Raw genomic sequence first — 15,479 nt, forward strand, 5'->3', positions numbered from 1 at the left:
AAGATCGGCTTGCATGACGGCAAACGCGAGAAACCTGCAATCCACACGGTATCGGCTAATTCTGCGGCATGTCGCTTGCAGCAGGCGGTGCAGCAGATCGAGAAGTCGCTGTATTGCTGTGCGAACCGCAACAGGCCTTGGACAGCACGCAGCTTGATCAGAACTCGATCGCCGAACAGCACGAGCACCAGGGCGGAACAGGACGGACCGACGCGCTTGGCCTCGCGCAAGCACCACTGGACATCGTGCAATTGCCAAGCCTGTGCCTCGGGTGGCAGATGGTCGGTGACGGTACTGCGGGCGCCGGGCGCACCCTGTCGCAAGTGTGTGGCAACCAGGATGTGTTCCTCATACAGATGCACCATCGTCGCCGTAGCCTTGAGCCACAGCGACTTGCCGGCCAGCCGGAACGGCGCCGAGTAATAGGCCCGCTCGAACTGAACGTGGCACCGGTGCACCTTCACTCGGCCCCAGGTCGCCAACTCGGGCGCCACTGCCGGTAACGGTAGCAAAGGCCTTGTTCAGTGCCGGTGAAGCTGACCAGAGGCTGCTGGCGCGTAGTGCCGTGGATACGAATGCCGGCCTCAGCCATGACCCAGGCGCGCACCTGACGGTTGGCATCGGCAAGTTCGCGGAAGTCGCGTAGGGGCCCGAAGCTGTTCTTTACGTACTTGACTCCCGATTCCACGATGCCCTTCTTCTGTGGGTCCCGTGGCGGACAGAGATCAATGCGGAAGCCATAGCCCTCGGCACATTGGGCGTAGGCCCGCTGGACGTTCGGCTCATACAGGCAGGCCCTGATGATGGCGCACTTGGGGTTGTCGATAATGAGCCGCGCCGGCACCCCATGGAACCATTCGAAGGCATGTCGGTGACACTGCAGCCAGGTGGCAATGGTCTGGTCGCGCACGAGCTCGACGTACTGATGCCGGGACCAGCACAGCGTCATGACGAAGTACCAGGTCTTGTGGATCTCGCCGGTGTACACATCGGTGAGCGTCGGACCGGCACCGAAGTCGGATCTGGGCGGCCTCGCCGGGCCTGAACTCCAGCCGCATGGGCACGTCCGGGACCTCCGCCGCCTTGGGTCTTAGGAGGCATCGCGTGACGCACGGTTCGATGCAGCCTCGCGCGCGTCACGCGCGGCTTTTTCCCCTTGGACTAGACTTAAAGCATCGTCGGCGCATGCTCAGGCAGGAGGAACGTATGCGCCATTCAGTCACGATCCGGACGTGCGACCGAAGGGAGGCAGACCGATGCCGAAGACCGTTCGAACCGCTGAGCAGATTCGCTCCTCTCGGCCCTCTATGCGCGCGAAATTCAAGCGCACCTGCGAAGGCATTGACGGCGACCTGCCGGGATGTTGTGCACCTCAGAATGCGCCTACTCGATCTCGTCGAGCAGCAAACCGCTTGGCCGCGCTCGCCGCATCCTGTTCCTGGCGCGTGCGGCGGCCCTACACCGGAGGGGACTAACTATGATGCCCTGACTAACTATACGAGGCGACTATGGACGCGATCACAGATCCTGTGCAATTAAGCGACCCCCAACTACTTGACTGGGTCTGCCAACCGCGTAGGAACGGCGATACTTTTAGCTTGGCACCGGATCCATCACAGCTGTCAGCGCGTGGACTCACTACAGGCTCACAGCATCCTCTGCCGGGATCACTCGGCGAGGTCCAAATAGTCTCGGCGATTCGCCGGCAATACCGTATTGAGCGCTTTAGGCAGCCTCTCTCTGATTGCTTCGTCCTGATTCCAATGCGGACCACCTTGGCTGCCCACGCAAACACGGTCCTCGGACTGCAGGGCTCGCTTAATGTCGGCGTGCGCCAGACCATTGCTGATACCTTTCAAGCCTACTCCCCTGCTCATTACGGCGCGGCGCTGGCCTATATGGCGGCACGGCTTAGCGAATTCAACCGTGATCATCCGCCGGGACTGAACGGCGAGGAGTTCGGTCTCTTTCTGGATACCACTTTCACTTGGCGCGGCGTACAGAAAAAGTTGGACGAGGTTGAATGGCTTCATGCCGTCTATGAAGGCAATGCCCACTCACGGATCCCTGAGCTGTGTCCGGAACGGGAACGAAATCTTGGCCATGATGGCTACCGACTCGTTTATATCGGCGAGGAATACTTACAAGCGATTCCCCCATTAAGAGAGTCGAGAAATGTTGTGATTTTTCGGCAAGGCGAGCCCGAGGATCGGGCCGTGGTTGAACGAGCGAAGGAGCTAGCTCGCGCGCAAAATAGAGATTGCCAATTCTTGGAGACTCACAAAATCCGTATCACATCAATTAAGCTTCTTGATGAAACAAAATTGGTGCTTGAATGGGTGTATTTAAGAGATAAAAGCTGTGGCTTCCATATGTTAATGCCGGTGCTACACACGCGGTCAGCTCATAACGTTCTCTATGCGACTGTCATGTGGTCGCACCCGCATGATGTCATGAAGAGAATCTTTACGGAGAGCGCTCACGAGGCGGCCATCCTAGCTGCGCCCGTTGCGTTGAACAATTTTGAGGAGGGGCTTGCAATCTTCAAAGCCGAGTTTTGGAGACTCATCAAGGAACGGGCTCTCCAGAGCTTCGAATGCTTGATTCCAGAACTAATTATGATCAAGGAAGTAGGCGGATGGCGGCCTGCGGGTTGGCCGGAACCCAAAGAGCCCGAAGAGGTTGAACGCCACTGAGAGGCATACCATGGACATCACCGTACGACAGTGTGAGCGCCGCTGGCTTCGGCGTCGTGTCGCATCTGATCGAGGAGAACCGTTTTCCCAACTCCCCGAAGACCAACCATCAATACGCTCTTCGCATGCCTGCCGCGCCGGAGCCGTTCTATGCAAATACGGACCGACAGAGGGGCGGCTGGCAGAGGTCCCTTCCCGGCCAGTTTCGGTCCTTGGCAAAATTCGGCGCGGGCATCTGGTGTTCACGCCGAAGCAGCCGTCTGGCTGACCGCCAGCCGCCACACGATCACTCCCACCGACTGACTTAAGATTCTGGAAGGTACCGGATTGGGGCCAAGGAGTGGTTACTCAATCGAGCGGCTCAGACATCATTGCAGTAAACGGCCGTGGCGTACGCGAACTACACTCGTTGACCAGATCCGAAAAGCTAGAGTACATGAATGCCGTCGATCTCAATTTCAAACACTTCCCCTCCCTTGTCGATGACGGTGCATTCGAGCGTCAAATCAGAGCGCCCTTCTTCGATTGTCCAAAGATCCAAGCGGATAGACAAGGTGGGCATGTCAGCGTTGGCTACGCGAATAGCGTCGAGGTTGCTAAATACCGAGTCCGGGGGAACAATCAGCGATCGACCATATTCCTCTATGGTCTGGCGCATCATATCTGCTGATAAACGGATACTTCTTGACCGAACTTCAATTGCGAAATAATCCCCCTTGACGAGCCAGGTAACGACCTGCTTGAGTAGTGGGACAATTCGATTCTCTAGTGAGCGCATCATCTATTTGCAGGATACTTGAGCTGAGTCTGGTGAGACGTCGAGCCTTGGCGGACAAATGACCGCCCTGCGTGGGCGACTGCGGCGGTGAATCCGGCCCTGCTCTACCGTATATGGGACCGACCCCATCGCGGCATACTGGAGGAAGAGCCGTAGCCGTGTTGGACTGACGGTGTTCTTACCGCTCATACACCTATTTTGGATACGCGTCATTCTCCGCGTAGAACAATAGCAAGGCGCGGCGCTCGCCTATGGTTGCTTCGTATGTTCCGAACACTTCCAGCGCCTCATTTGCAACACTAGCTTCCAAAAAGTAGGCAAATCCTCGTGCAGTCACCGAGAGGGTACACGTAGGTCAGCATCTAATGCTCCGATTTCTGCATCGGATTCGAGTGTCCAGGGCTTCCGGGCAAATATCACATCGTCGTTACCCATTTGCTCAACCCTGTCAAGGGCCTCTTGGAGTTTCATTGCAATGCTCCCCGAGAATCGTCGGTCAAACTCTTACACAGTTCCTCGTTTTTGGAAACTATGCTACGTCAGTCGCGGTGCATGTCGCGAGTGGCAGAGAGGGGTCGCGGATTCACCTGCGGCGGCTGGGCTATCACGACTTCCTGGCGTTCGCGGAATTCGTCTCCGAAGGCAACGGGTGCTGGCATCGATCCGTATCGGCCGCATTAGCGCTGAGCTCGCCATGCAAAGGTTGGGCAGCGCCGCCAGGACCAACAAAGCGCACAAAGCTGCCGAGCATCTCGGCCGGCTGTTGCGTAGCATCTTCCTGTGCGACTACGTGACCATTGAAGACTTCCGCCGCGAAATCCATACGTTGCTCAGCCGAGGGGAGTCGGTGCACCAGTTGCAGCGCGCGATCCATGCTGGCCGGGTACCACACGAACGCGGCCGGCGAGGCGATGAGCTGACGGCGATCTCGGGGGCGCACGCGCTTCTGACCAACATCGTTCTGGCGTGGAATACGAACCGCATGAACGATGTCGTCGAGCGACTTCGCAAGGGGGGCACGAACATCGAGGACGCTTGGCTGCGCCGCATGGGGCCGGGGCATTCCGGGCACATCAACTTCCGGGGGATTCTCAGCTTCGGTGTCGAGCGCTACATTGACGCGCTGATCCAAGGCCGTGGCGCAACAATCCGACAGGCTATGGCATAACTGCAACATCAAACGCCGCAGAGCAAAATCTGCCACAGATTGGCACCGCAGTGGCTCGAGGCCGAAATACGGCAGTACCTTCGCAGCGGCAGCTACGACAGCAGCTTCGCAGGCTGGCCAGGCATACTTTGCCAGACAGCGCCTGCTAATCGCGTACCAATCCGCAAAGAAAGGACGGTGCAGCGCGAAACGAAGAACTACTAAGTCATTGTTCTCGAACGTCTTTTTAAGCCTGACCGTATCAATCTGCTGCAAAACGATTACCCCAGCTTCGATGCGTTCCTGGACAAATACCATCTGGCCGATCCGGCCCTGCAACAACTTGCCGGTATCGTGCGTGGCGCCGACACGTCGAAGCTGGACCTGACGCCTCAGTCTGGCGGCCTCTACGCCATCTCGCTGGGTTCGCAGGTCTTTACGGACGATCACGAGATGCTCAGGCACGGCATGGTGATCTACGACGCGCTGTATGCATGGTGCCAGTACTGCCAGGCGGAAACGCACCGGTGGCCACCCAAGATATCGGCATGAAAAGGCGAACGGAGTCGTCACCGCGGAGGTGCACATGAATCGAATCATGCTCATTTCATGGTTGCTGCTGATGGCGATGCCGGCCATCGGGGAAACGCTAATGTTCAACCAGGACAAACAAGGTGCATTGCCTGCCGGATGGGTGGCAGGTGTCACTGGCCACGGCACGCCGAAATGGACCGTCGAGGCGGACCCGACTGCGCCGAGCAGCACCAACGTGCTTAAGCAATCGGGTTCCGGGGATTTTCCCTGGTGCGTGAGGCAAGCCGTTTCCATCACCGATGGCTTCGTGGAGGTGAAGTTCAAGCCTATCGCCGGCCGGGAAGACCAGGCCGCCGGTGTCGTCTGGCGCTGGAAGGACGGCGACAACTACTATGTCGCACGGGCCAATGCGATGGAGAACAATGTCTCGCTGTATTACACGACGAGCGGCCGCAGGCACACGATCCAGTATCGGAATGCCCCTGTCGCCGCTCGCGTCTGGCATACGCTGCGCGTGGACTTCGGGGGGAACCGCGTCCAGGTGGCGCTGGACGGCAAGCGTTACATCGATGTGGCAGACGACCACATCAGCGGGGCTGGCGCCGTCGGCGTTTGGACCAAGGCGGACAGCGTGACCTTGTTCGACGCCTTCTCATTCGGAAGCTCCAGCGCGAAATAACGCAGCAACACAGCAGAGAAGCAAAAGAGAATGATCACATCAAAGCAAACCTGGGACGGAGCCAGTAATCCGGAGTGGCGGGCGATTGCACGCGTGCCGCCTCCCGCAGCGGCAGCGGCAGCGGCAGGATCCGGTAACCGTCGGAAGCGGATCTCGCGCGCCAACATCTGGAACGGCTTCATGATGACGAAGTTATCGGCCACGCTGGGCGGTACCGGGTCCGTCGCGATCTCGGCGGTCCCGATCTTGGCAATGACGCGATCCACCTCCGGAAACGCCTTGATGCGCTTCTCCAGCGCCTCCTGCATCTGAATGGCCTGCGACAGGCTGGTGCCGGGAATCCGCAGGGCATGCAAGGCAATGTCCCCTTCGTTGAGACTGGGAATGAACTTCGAACCCATCGTTGCAGCAAGCACCGCACTTCCGGCAAGGACGGCGCCAGCGATCCCGAGGGTAAGAACTGGCCTACCCAAGCGCGATCGAGCTGTCGCGCATAGAAACGCTTGATCGCGGCGTAGGCTCTGCCCTGATGCTCCCGGTCAGGAACATGGCGATGGCGGCGGGCAAAAAGACCACCGACAGAATGATGGCGCCGACGCGCGCCAGCACCGCCGTGAGCGCCATCGGATGGAACATCTTGCCTTCGACGCCGGTCAAGGCAAAGATGAGGGTCGGCCGGGATTCGTGAATATCTTAAGCTTCAGATATTTTCGAATCCCGGCCGACCCTCATATTCGGCGCAACGAGCTTCTCATAGTTCGATGGCCTCGGATGTCAGGCTGCACAGGGTGATGGCGCTACGCGGAAGCCATCAAGCTGGCGCATGTCGATGCGGAATAGAGCAGGACCGGTCGAAAGTTCTCGCCAGCCGAGCTCACATCCACGAACTTTGAGCAGGAGGTCGAGTAGGGGACTATGGGCACCCGCCGACCGCACTCAGTCATCCGCCGGCTTGCCGACTATTCAGCCTTACTGAGGCCACTCCACACTACAGGTGCATTTGACGAGTTGCGTCACCACAACGGGCATTGCGCGTGCTGAGCGCATCCGCGCTCTTACAAACGACGATCATCCCGCAAGCTGGTACCGGGGGACTTACTTTCCAGATACGTGAGGTCGTGTATTTGTCTATGAGGTCTGCACGCGTTCAGCGTGGACGGCACAATTTGTCGCCCTCCCGCTTTGCGAACATTCGAATCCTAGTCATTTGGCACTTCCCATTGCCGGGTTGGCAGCCCTTGCGCCACCCGGCTCAACTCTTCTCTCCAAAGCCGGCGAATATTTTCGGCTATCAATTAGGTTCCGCGATGGACGACTACTTCTTTCTACATTCCCGGCTCGAGATCGGAGCACCGTAATCTACGCCAGTGATCGGCACCAGCACCTGCCCATATCACGCCCGTTTGGCACCCAGTTCACATCCCTTCAAAAGACAGGCGTAAGACAGCGGCATCTCGGTCCATCGATTGGGGGGCCATCCGACGCCGAACGGATCGTGCCCAAAGAAGTACAGCCACACTGCTTGTCCATCCCAAAATGCCACGCCCATCAGCCTTGGTTTTTGATGAGCCCCCGACGGTGCCGCACGCCGCGCGCGCATCATTGGCCACTATGCAGACTCGCCGGCAATACAGCCACGATTACCGCTGAACGACATACGGTGCTCGGGTGCCCAGCTTGCCGTCCATGCACAATGCCAGGCAGGTTCCCTGCCGGACTAGCGCGCGTCCGCACACTGACGAAATTAAAGCCATGCATCGCGTTGCTATCGACCTAACACGTGGAGAAGAGCAATACTTGTTATCGCCATTTTCTCGCTGCTCTGATGGTCTCGCGGGCGTCGTTGCGGTCACGGTCCCATCGAGCGATTCGGCCCGGGGCAGTAGTCCGTGATCCGAAGGTTAGCGCGGAATAGCGCAGCACATGCCCCAACCAGTGCCGCGGTGCGGCCCTGTTCCATGGTCGACAGGACTTGAACTGTCCCATCCCGAAGCGAGATTTGGTTCTACGGGCGCCCTGCTACGACTCCCGTAGCTTAGCGGCTCGAGACTCCTTGGACACAAGCGAACAATGCTTTGGGCACGGGGCCGTCCAATGGGAATCGACTGTGCCGGTAGATACTCATAACCCTTGACATAAAACAAGCAGGAAAGCGTAGTGCGGGAAAACCGCATGCTGCGTTTGACGTGGCGGGAGCTGGAAACGTGACTACGGTAGCCGGATTGCGGGCCATCGCGAAAGCGGGGGAATTCCCACCGGAACCTAAGGTGCGCGCGCCAGTTCTCGACCCTACCTGTGGGCGGCTGGTGGTGAAATTCCACCGGCCGACCCGGCGTCCTGCCAATGAAGGGCGATCAGGTCCCAGTCCACCGCGCCCGAAAAGAGGCGATCAATGTGACGATACCTGGAGCTGGGGTCGGCTCGGTAAAGTTTCAGGTCCTGCCAATTGCGAATCCGCGGCATCAGGTTGATGCTAAGCAGGTAGGTAAAGGCAAAAACGGCGGCCGACTGCCCCTGGGTGTCCGCATGCACCGTGTCGGCTTCCACGCTCAAACCTGCCTTGAGCAGACCCTCGATGACGTAGACAGCCTCCCAGACGCCGGGCGGGATGAAGTGCCGGAATACGGCGATGTAGTTGTCGGCAACATGCCGGTAAGCCACCGTTCCCATCTTGCGGTAGCGGAAGTGGTAGCCCGCGAGCAGATTGTTGTCGTAGAAGTCGTATTGCGTGCCGTCGGCCGCCACGGTCTTGCCGTCGCCCCAATGCTTGGGCAGATCGAGCCGGAGATACAAGTCGGCAAATGCGTCTGAGCCGACGACGCACAGGTCACCGGAGCGCAGCTCGCCGACCATATGCGAGAGCACGCAGAGCTCCAGATAGCGTCGGTTGGTGGGCGGCCCCAGATTGTCTGGGCGACGCACGAGCTTGCGCCAGCGCTCCGAGGCGAAGTTCAGATCGACGTCGGCGGCGATCCACTCGCGGTGCAGGGCTTCGTTCTTCAACACCACTGCCAAGGCGGCAAGAAGTGTGCACGACTGGCTGGTCGACTCCCATTTCAGCCCTTCGGCCAGACGAAGCATGACCGAGCGGTGTGCGCGGGAATGCCGCCACAGCAGCGGCAAGTAGTTGTTGCCACTGAAGGCACGGACCTCCGCGCAGCTCTCGCGTAGGGGCTCCAAATTGCCCGAGGGAGCAAGAAAGCGCCGCACTTGTCTACCGATCTGCGCATCGTCCTCGCCCTCGGCGACGATATCGACCACACCGTCGAGCAGCGTGACAAGCTTTTCCATCTGCGCGCGCCAGCGGGACTGGATTTGCTCCAACTCTTCCCGTGCCCGCTTGTGGATAGCACTCATGCGTCGGATGAACATTTCGGCGAAGTCGTCCCGCACCCGCACGCGCGTGGTTGAGCAGCGCTACCATCAGGGTATAGCGTTTCTCCGGCAAGATCTCCTTGAGATTGGCCGCGTCCAGACTCATCGCCTGGCTCGCCAAGGACCGCAGCTTCGAAGCGGGCACACCAACCAGCGTCTTGGAAAAATCGCCAATGGTGTCCAGCCAGGTCAGATGTTCGATCAGCAAGGTCAGGTGCTTGCGCGAGGGCCGCTGCGCGTGGTGTTTGATGTTGTGATACGCGGTCTGGCGGCTTGCGAAGTCTCGGGTCAGCAGCCGGTCAAGCCGGTGCTGCTCCTCCTGGGACAGGCGTCGTGCGATGCGGCGAAATAGGGCGGTTTGCGTGCGAGCATGGACCTGTTCGGCGATGGTATCCAGCGTGGAGAAGGCTGGCAGTTCGATCTGACGCAGGACCAGCGCATCGATGGTCGCATTGATGATGTCAACCGGCTGGTCCATCGTTTCGGCGGCGTCGCGTGCCGCGCGGACAGTTATCTCATTGGCATCGGTACCGATGTAGGTCTGGATGCCGAGGAACTCTCGCACGGCCGTGTAGTGCCGGAACAAGGTCGGCGACACCTTACGGTCGTAGCCGACCCTGGTACCTGGGCTGAGCCCGGCGCTGATGCGCACCAGTTCAGTCACGCTTGCGGGAATCGTGTCGAGGGTTTGGGAAGTGGTGTAGCTGCTGGAAGACCTTGAGGAGAACCAGCAGACCAAGCCGTGATTCCTGCCCGCGTGTGGATCGGGTAGCCCAGTCCAGTTCTTCCGTGCTTGGTGAGTAGCAAGCCCGCGATTCCTTGATGGAGAAGACCTTCGGGAAACGCGGGTAGGCGGTACGCTCGATGGTGCCCATACAGGATCTCGGCAATCGCTGAAGGGCCAGCCAGTCTAGCGGCGGTTCGGTGACAATCCCGTGTTATATCCTGAGGTAATGATTATTAATTTCTTTATAACCTGAGGGCTTATGATAGCGTTTTGGGCGTATCTTGGTCGTAGGCTTGTACGCGCGTTGCACCGCCAGGATGAGCATTTCTTCAAGCGTGTTGTGAGCCAGGCTGCGACCATCCCGTTTCATGAGCGCTCCCTTCAATGACTTTCGCTCAAGCATAGACTATTTGTCCGCTAAGTTACTGACTTATGAGTAAGATATTTGCGAATCCCGGCCGACCCTCTATCCAGGCACCGCGGTGACTCAGATAGTCGGGGAATGCCGTCCTCATGATTTCTATATGAGGAGCAGAGGAGCCGGTCAATTGTTGGTGATGTTTGCGCAGCGGCTTTCGGCTTGCGTCCGCCATGGCGATGCCGTCGCCCGGATCGGTGGCGACGAGTTCGCAATTGTGCTGAATGGCGCAAACGAACCCACGATTCTCGAGTGGGTTGCGAGGGCCATCGTCGATGCAGCCAGCAAGCCTTACGCCATCGGAGATCGCCTCGTTGTCGCCGGCGCAAGCGTTGGCACAGCAATGCGCTGCGTCGAAGATGAGCAGACCGCTGGAGGGTTGTTTGCGCAGGCGGATATGGCGCTCTACGAAGCGAAGCGGGCTGGAAAGGGTCAGTACACGCCGCCCGCGTTGGGATTTTCCGCGTAACCCCGCTTGTTTGGATAGGCGCAATTGGCAAGTGCGAAGTCCGCAGCCTTGCATGAAACGCCTAGCCAACTATGCTTCGAGAACAGAATGCCACTCCGGAAAAGCGCCAGTAGGATGTGAATGGAAAGGGGATAGAGGGCGCATTCCGGCTAATGAGCAGCATTCGTATTCGCCCCGGGCTGCATGAGCCTACAGACGGTGACAGTCGGCAATAGTGACGGGCAAAGCCTGAGGGTCGCCGCCGAATTGACGGCGAGAAGCGATTGACAATGTTGAGAATCAAGGCCTTATTGCTCCCTGCGTCTTTGTTTTTCATCCTCACACTGGGCGGCTGCAGCGACGGCGCATCGAACACGATCGCGCCGCCCGCCGGGCTCACATACCGGGACGCGGCGGTGCTCTATGTCGTGAATGAGCCCATCGTGCCCGACACGCCCAGTAGCAGCGGAGGTGCCATCACGCTGGAGAGTGTGCAGCCGCCATTGCCTGCGGGACTGCATCTCGACCCAGTGACCGGCGTGATCAGCGGCACGCCAACCTCCGTGACCGATGCCGGTATTTATGAGATCACCGGAAGCAATAGCGCGGGCAGTACGACTACACGCGTGGAGATCGAGATTAGTGAGGAGCCGGTCCCGCCGGAAGATCTCAGCTACCACGAAGAATCCGTCGTCTATATGACTGGCGCGGCAATCACACCAAACATGCCCATTGCGCACGGCGGCGAGATCCGGGAATTCAGTGTGTCGCCCGCCCTGCCGGCGGGGCTCGTGCTGGACTCCCAGACCGGCGTCATCAGCGGCGCGCCCGAGGCCGCCGCGGCCGCCGCGCTCTACACCGTTACCGGCAGCAATGCTGCGGGCAGTGATACGGCGGAACTAAGCATCGAAGTGCAATTGCAGGAGATGCCGCCGACTGGCCTGCAATACACGACGCCGAATCCGGTCTATGTTGTCGGCACGCCTATCGCCGTCGACATCCCGCAAAGCGCCGGCGGCCTGATTACCTCCTACACGATCGCACCTGCCTTGCCTCCTGGCCTGAGCCTGAATACGGGGTCAGGCGCGATTACCGGCACGCCCCGCACCCCCCAGGGGCAGGTCGCCTATACCGTCACGGGCGGCAACGGCGCCGGCTTCGTCTCCACGCAGGTCTTGATTTCGATCGCGGCTGCCAGTTTCTGGCGACCGGCGGACAATTTGGCGATCGCGCGAAGCGACCACACGGCGACGCTGCTGCCGAATGGCAAGTTGCTGGTCGCGGGCGGGGCCAATAACTCCGGCCGCCCCAATGCCACCGGCAAGCCCTTGGCCACGGCCAAACTCTATGACCCGGCCACTGGCCGATGGGCAGCCACGGGCAGCATGGCCACGCCACGCGAGTTCTGCCCGGCCACCCTTCTGGCAAACGGCAAGGTGCTGGTCGCCGGGGGCTACGATGGCCTGCTCGGCACCGCGACGGCCGAACTGTACGACCCGGCCAGCGGTACCTGGTCAGGCACCGGCAGCATGGGCACCGTGCGGCAAAACCACACGGCCACGCTTCTGCCGGACGGCAAGGTGCTGGTTGCGGGTGGCAACCCCGGCGGAGCCACGGCCGAACTGTACGATCCGACCACCGGCACCTGGTCACCCACAGGCAACATGGCGCGGGTACATGCGGCCGGTGCCGCCGCCTTGCTCCCCGATGGGCGGGTATTGGTGGTGGCGGGTACCGGCGCCGCCGTGGCGGAGTTGTACGACCCGGCCACCGGTACTTGGTCGGACGCGGGGACGATGACGACGCCAAGGTTCTTCCTGACGGCGACCCTGCTGGCCAACGGCAAGGTGCTCGCAGTCGGCGGCAGCGATGCTCGCAACCGCGAGCAAGCCACTGCCGAGTTGTTTGACCCGGGCAGCCGCACCTGGCAGGCGACGGGCAGCATGGAAACGGCGCGTGCCTTCCACACTGCCACCTTGCTAGCGACTGGCGACATATTGGTGGCAGGAGGATTTGTCAGCACTGCCACCGCGGAACGGTACAACTCGGCCAACGGTACCTGGACAAGTGTTGACAGCATGACGGGGCCACGCCTGAGTCACACGGCGACGCTGCTGACTAGTGGCGTGGTACTCGTTGTGGGCGGCAGGGATATCCATGGCAGAAATGGCCGCAACAGTTACTTGGCGTCCGCAGAACTGTTTCAGTAACGCCATGAGTCGTAGGAGACAAACGGTACGGCCAGCCTGAAACTCACAAGGCTACCTTTGCCGTAGCCGGTGTGCTGGCAGATTCGTACGAGCAGTAGCCCGCTCAACGCAGCATGCGGCAGCGGTCCCGGGCACCGCTATGTGCCCGAAAATGCAGGGAGCGCTGAAGATAGGGGCGAGCTCTCAATTCTTGATTCGCCGATCTGCGGGTCGAGAGCGGCTCTCTAGACGCGCCTTCTCGTCTTCAGCTGCCCTCCGTGACCGACCGAAGTTCAACCAATTCGAACTTCCCACCGATGTGAGCGTCGGGGTCTGACACCCGCAACCTGCGCGGCGCTGTCGAGATCGACGAGGACCGCGTGCCGATGGCGTACCACAGCCGCGAGGCGGAGCCGAACGACAGGCGCGTCGCCAGTCGCCGAAAGTTCGGCATCGTGAGGTTCATTGTGCCGCTAGTTGCGAGTCGCTACCGCGCGCTAGCGCTGCGCACCGGCGTGGCCTCCTTTGATGCCACCTGGGCCGACGGCTGTCGAACCCTTACCAAGCGATGCGAGCGCCCACCACACGGTCGCGGCACAGGTTGATGTCGCTGTCCCGGCGACCGTATCCACGGCAGCCAGTTGCCCATTTCCTGGGCAAGCCAGTTCGCCGCTCGTACGGGAAGACATACGGGGCCCCTGCGAGCGGCATGCCTCGCAGAGTCGCGCCAGCGCGCGCACGCCTTGACACTGGATGATGCACGGGCAAGTTCGGCCCATGATCGGTTGCCCGTTGGCGTCCAGGATCACGGCCATTTCACTCCTCAAACTGAGTTTGCGAACCTTTGAGGAGGATCGCGTCGCAACTATCCTCGAATCTCACGGCAGCCCAGGCCAATGGAGGTTCGCCATGAACACCGGCAAAACAGTGAGGCATCCGCCACCGGATACCAGTGCGCTTTACCCGGCCACCGCGCTCTATGCGCGCGTCGATTCGGTGGAGCTGACGGGTAAGGTCGCGTACGGCAATTGGTCTCCCGATGCCGCAATCGCCACCCGACTCGAATGTCCGATTCTGGCGCTCAACCCCTTGGACTATCACTTCTTTGTCATGCCGTCAGAGGCCACCATCCACGGCCAGAGCCTCGTGCGCGCCGTACCAAAATAGACATGCCGACCCTAGACATCATGTTGGCCATCACGGCCATCGGGATCGGGCTACCACTTGTAGGGCGGCTATGGCGCTATCGCCGGCATCGCTACCACCATTACCCTCGCCTCAGACAAATCCGACCAGTTGAGCGGCTGCGGCTGTCACCGCCGCAGGCCGCTGGCGCCGTTGTTCTAATGGCGGTAATGCGATCTGCGTTTCACTGCAAGGATGGACTGCACCAGGTCCGCCGAGTTGGCCTGTTATACAGGGAGATCCACTGCGGCATCGAAAGAGGGTGGGGCCGCGGCCCATTCGATACCTCGAGCGCTTCGCCGTGCGCGCAGTCCAAGGCCTGGATAATGTCGCTGAGCAACGGCGCTGCAGGCCAGCGCGCGGCAATCGCCGCAGATCGCTGAGCGTATTAAACCCAAGTCCTTCCAGCCATTCGCCGGAATGGCCGCGCCGCCGGCAGCATAGCAACCGGCACGTCAGCGAGCTGGCGTCACAACGAGGGCATGCGCAGTCACCGCCCGCACGGTCCAGTCCCGGTCGACACCGAGACTGCGGCTGGCGTCTTCATCGGCAACCAGGGCCCGACGCACGGCGGGATTGCGCAGGCTGGCCTGGACGTTGTCGCGTGTCACACCCAGTGCAGCCCGGTCTTCACCATCGCCTCCACAAGACAGAAGATGCTGGCCAGGAATACCAACGTCTTCCAGTCCACATCGCGCAGCACGCTGTCCGTCGGCTCGACGATGTGGAAGCCGCTCCCTTTGAGCGTCCCGAGAATTGTGCCGACCAACGGCCCTTCAGGTCGAAATTTTCACCCTATTCGTGAAATCGCGGTAGCCGGTTCAGGTTCGGCTTGCCGTAATCGTGATCTGTAAGCAGACGCAATGATGCTGAGACGGCGAACGGTCGAGCATGTGTTTGGCACGCTCAACCATTGGATGGCTCGACGCACTTTCTCACACGTAGACTAGACTAGGTAACGTCTCTACCGAAATGAGCTTGCAGGTGCTCGCCTACAATCTGAGGCGAGTTATCAGGATACTGGGATTCGCGAGGGCGATGCGCGCAATGAGGTTGGCCAGCGCCTGATAAGGTGCGCCGATTCCAAACTCCTTCCTACGGTCACGATCCGGTTCCCGGCTCGGCTCCATGGATGATTGTCACTTGAAGGCCGATTCAACTGATTCAACGCGGCATTCTTGTCAACATCCCACCCCCAAATGGCCTAAGCTGTGTGTGACACGGCCTCGGCCGAGAGCTGCCGATAGCCGTCCGGCGCGGTTAAACGTTGGCACGACCGGGCGCTATGTCTGACTGGCTCCCG

7 protein-coding genes and 6 pseudogenes are annotated in these 15,479 nt (G+C 60.1%); 8 read left to right on the forward strand and 5 right to left on the reverse strand.

Features of this window, described 5'->3' with window-relative positions; all coding sequences use genetic code 11:
* Window positions 1–71: 71 nt before the first annotated feature.
* Window positions 72–1,109: pseudogene (gene istA / locus K307_RS48460) on the reverse strand (IS21 family transposase); the annotation flags it as partial.
* 399 nt (window positions 1,110–1,508) lie between these two features.
* Between istA and K307_RS03490 the strand changes: the two are divergent.
* Entirely contained in the window at window positions 1,509–2,696 is a 1,188-nt protein-coding gene (locus K307_RS03490; protein WP_042876328.1) for a hypothetical protein, read from the forward strand.
* Between the two features lie 427 nt (window positions 2,697–3,123).
* Here the strand turns inward: K307_RS03490 and K307_RS03495 are convergent, their stop codons facing one another.
* Entirely contained in the window at window positions 3,124–3,477 is a 354-nt protein-coding gene (locus tag K307_RS03495; RefSeq protein WP_155301051.1) for a DUF7668 domain-containing protein, read from the reverse strand.
* A gap of 643 nt (window positions 3,478–4,120) precedes the next feature.
* Between K307_RS03495 and K307_RS03500 the strand changes: the two are divergent.
* From K307_RS03500 to K307_RS03510, 3 genes and pseudogenes are all read left to right on the forward strand, one after another.
* Window positions 4,121–4,642 (forward strand): annotated as a pseudogene (locus K307_RS03500) (Tn3 family transposase); the annotation flags it as partial.
* Between the two features lie 267 nt (window positions 4,643–4,909).
* A pseudogene (locus K307_RS03505) lies at window positions 4,910–5,173 on the forward strand (chromate resistance protein ChrB domain-containing protein); the annotation flags it as partial.
* A 34-nt stretch (window positions 5,174–5,207) separates the two neighbouring features.
* Window positions 5,208–5,834 (forward strand): hypothetical protein, encoded by a 627-nt coding sequence (locus K307_RS03510; RefSeq protein ID WP_042876332.1) that lies wholly within the window; start codon window positions 5,208–5,210, stop codon window positions 5,832–5,834.
* Window positions 5,835–6,007: 173 nt separating this feature from the next.
* On the opposite strand, the pseudogene K307_RS50865 reads toward K307_RS03510, so the two are convergent.
* Together K307_RS50865 and K307_RS50870 are read right to left on the reverse strand one after the other, a co-directional pair.
* Window positions 6,008–6,500, reverse strand: a pseudogene (locus K307_RS50865) (efflux RND transporter permease subunit); the annotation flags it as partial.
* Between the two features lie 1,638 nt (window positions 6,501–8,138).
* Window positions 8,139–10,084: pseudogene (locus tag K307_RS50870) on the reverse strand (Tn3 family transposase); the annotation flags it as partial.
* A gap of 409 nt (window positions 10,085–10,493) precedes the next feature.
* Here K307_RS50870 and K307_RS03525 point away from each other — a divergent pair.
* The 3 genes from K307_RS03525 to K307_RS47390 all read left to right on the forward strand — a co-directional run bounded on the left by K307_RS03525 (window position 10,494) and on the right by K307_RS47390 (window position 14,158).
* Window positions 10,494–10,823: a diguanylate cyclase domain-containing protein gene (locus K307_RS03525; RefSeq protein WP_230625809.1), complete on the forward strand. Its 330-nt coding sequence runs from the start codon at window positions 10,494–10,496 to the stop codon at window positions 10,821–10,823.
* A gap of 269 nt (window positions 10,824–11,092) precedes the next feature.
* The gene (locus K307_RS44130; RefSeq protein WP_080744867.1) at window positions 11,093–13,012 is read left to right on the forward strand and encodes a kelch repeat-containing protein; all 1,920 of its coding nucleotides are present in this window, start codon (window positions 11,093–11,095) and stop codon (window positions 13,010–13,012) included.
* Window positions 13,013–13,900: 888 nt separating this feature from the next.
* The gene (locus tag K307_RS47390) at window positions 13,901–14,158 is read left to right on the forward strand and encodes a hypothetical protein (protein ID WP_155301053.1); all 258 of its coding nucleotides are present in this window, start codon (window positions 13,901–13,903) and stop codon (window positions 14,156–14,158) included.
* 625 nt (window positions 14,159–14,783) lie between these two features.
* Here the strand turns inward: K307_RS47390 and K307_RS47395 are convergent.
* Window positions 14,784–14,945, reverse strand: coding sequence for a hypothetical protein (locus tag K307_RS47395; RefSeq protein WP_155301054.1), 162 nt, complete (start codon window positions 14,943–14,945; stop codon window positions 14,784–14,786).
* A gap of 88 nt (window positions 14,946–15,033) precedes the next feature.
* Here K307_RS47395 and K307_RS49015 point away from each other — a divergent pair.
* Window positions 15,034–15,244 (forward strand): annotated as a pseudogene (locus K307_RS49015) (IS5/IS1182 family transposase); the annotation flags it as partial.
* Between the last annotated feature and the right edge of the window lie 235 nt (window positions 15,245–15,479).

The sequence above is a fragment of the Cupriavidus necator A5-1 genome, from assembly GCF_000744095.1.
Taxonomy (GTDB): Bacteria; Pseudomonadota; Gammaproteobacteria; order Burkholderiales; family Burkholderiaceae; genus Cupriavidus; species Cupriavidus necator_A.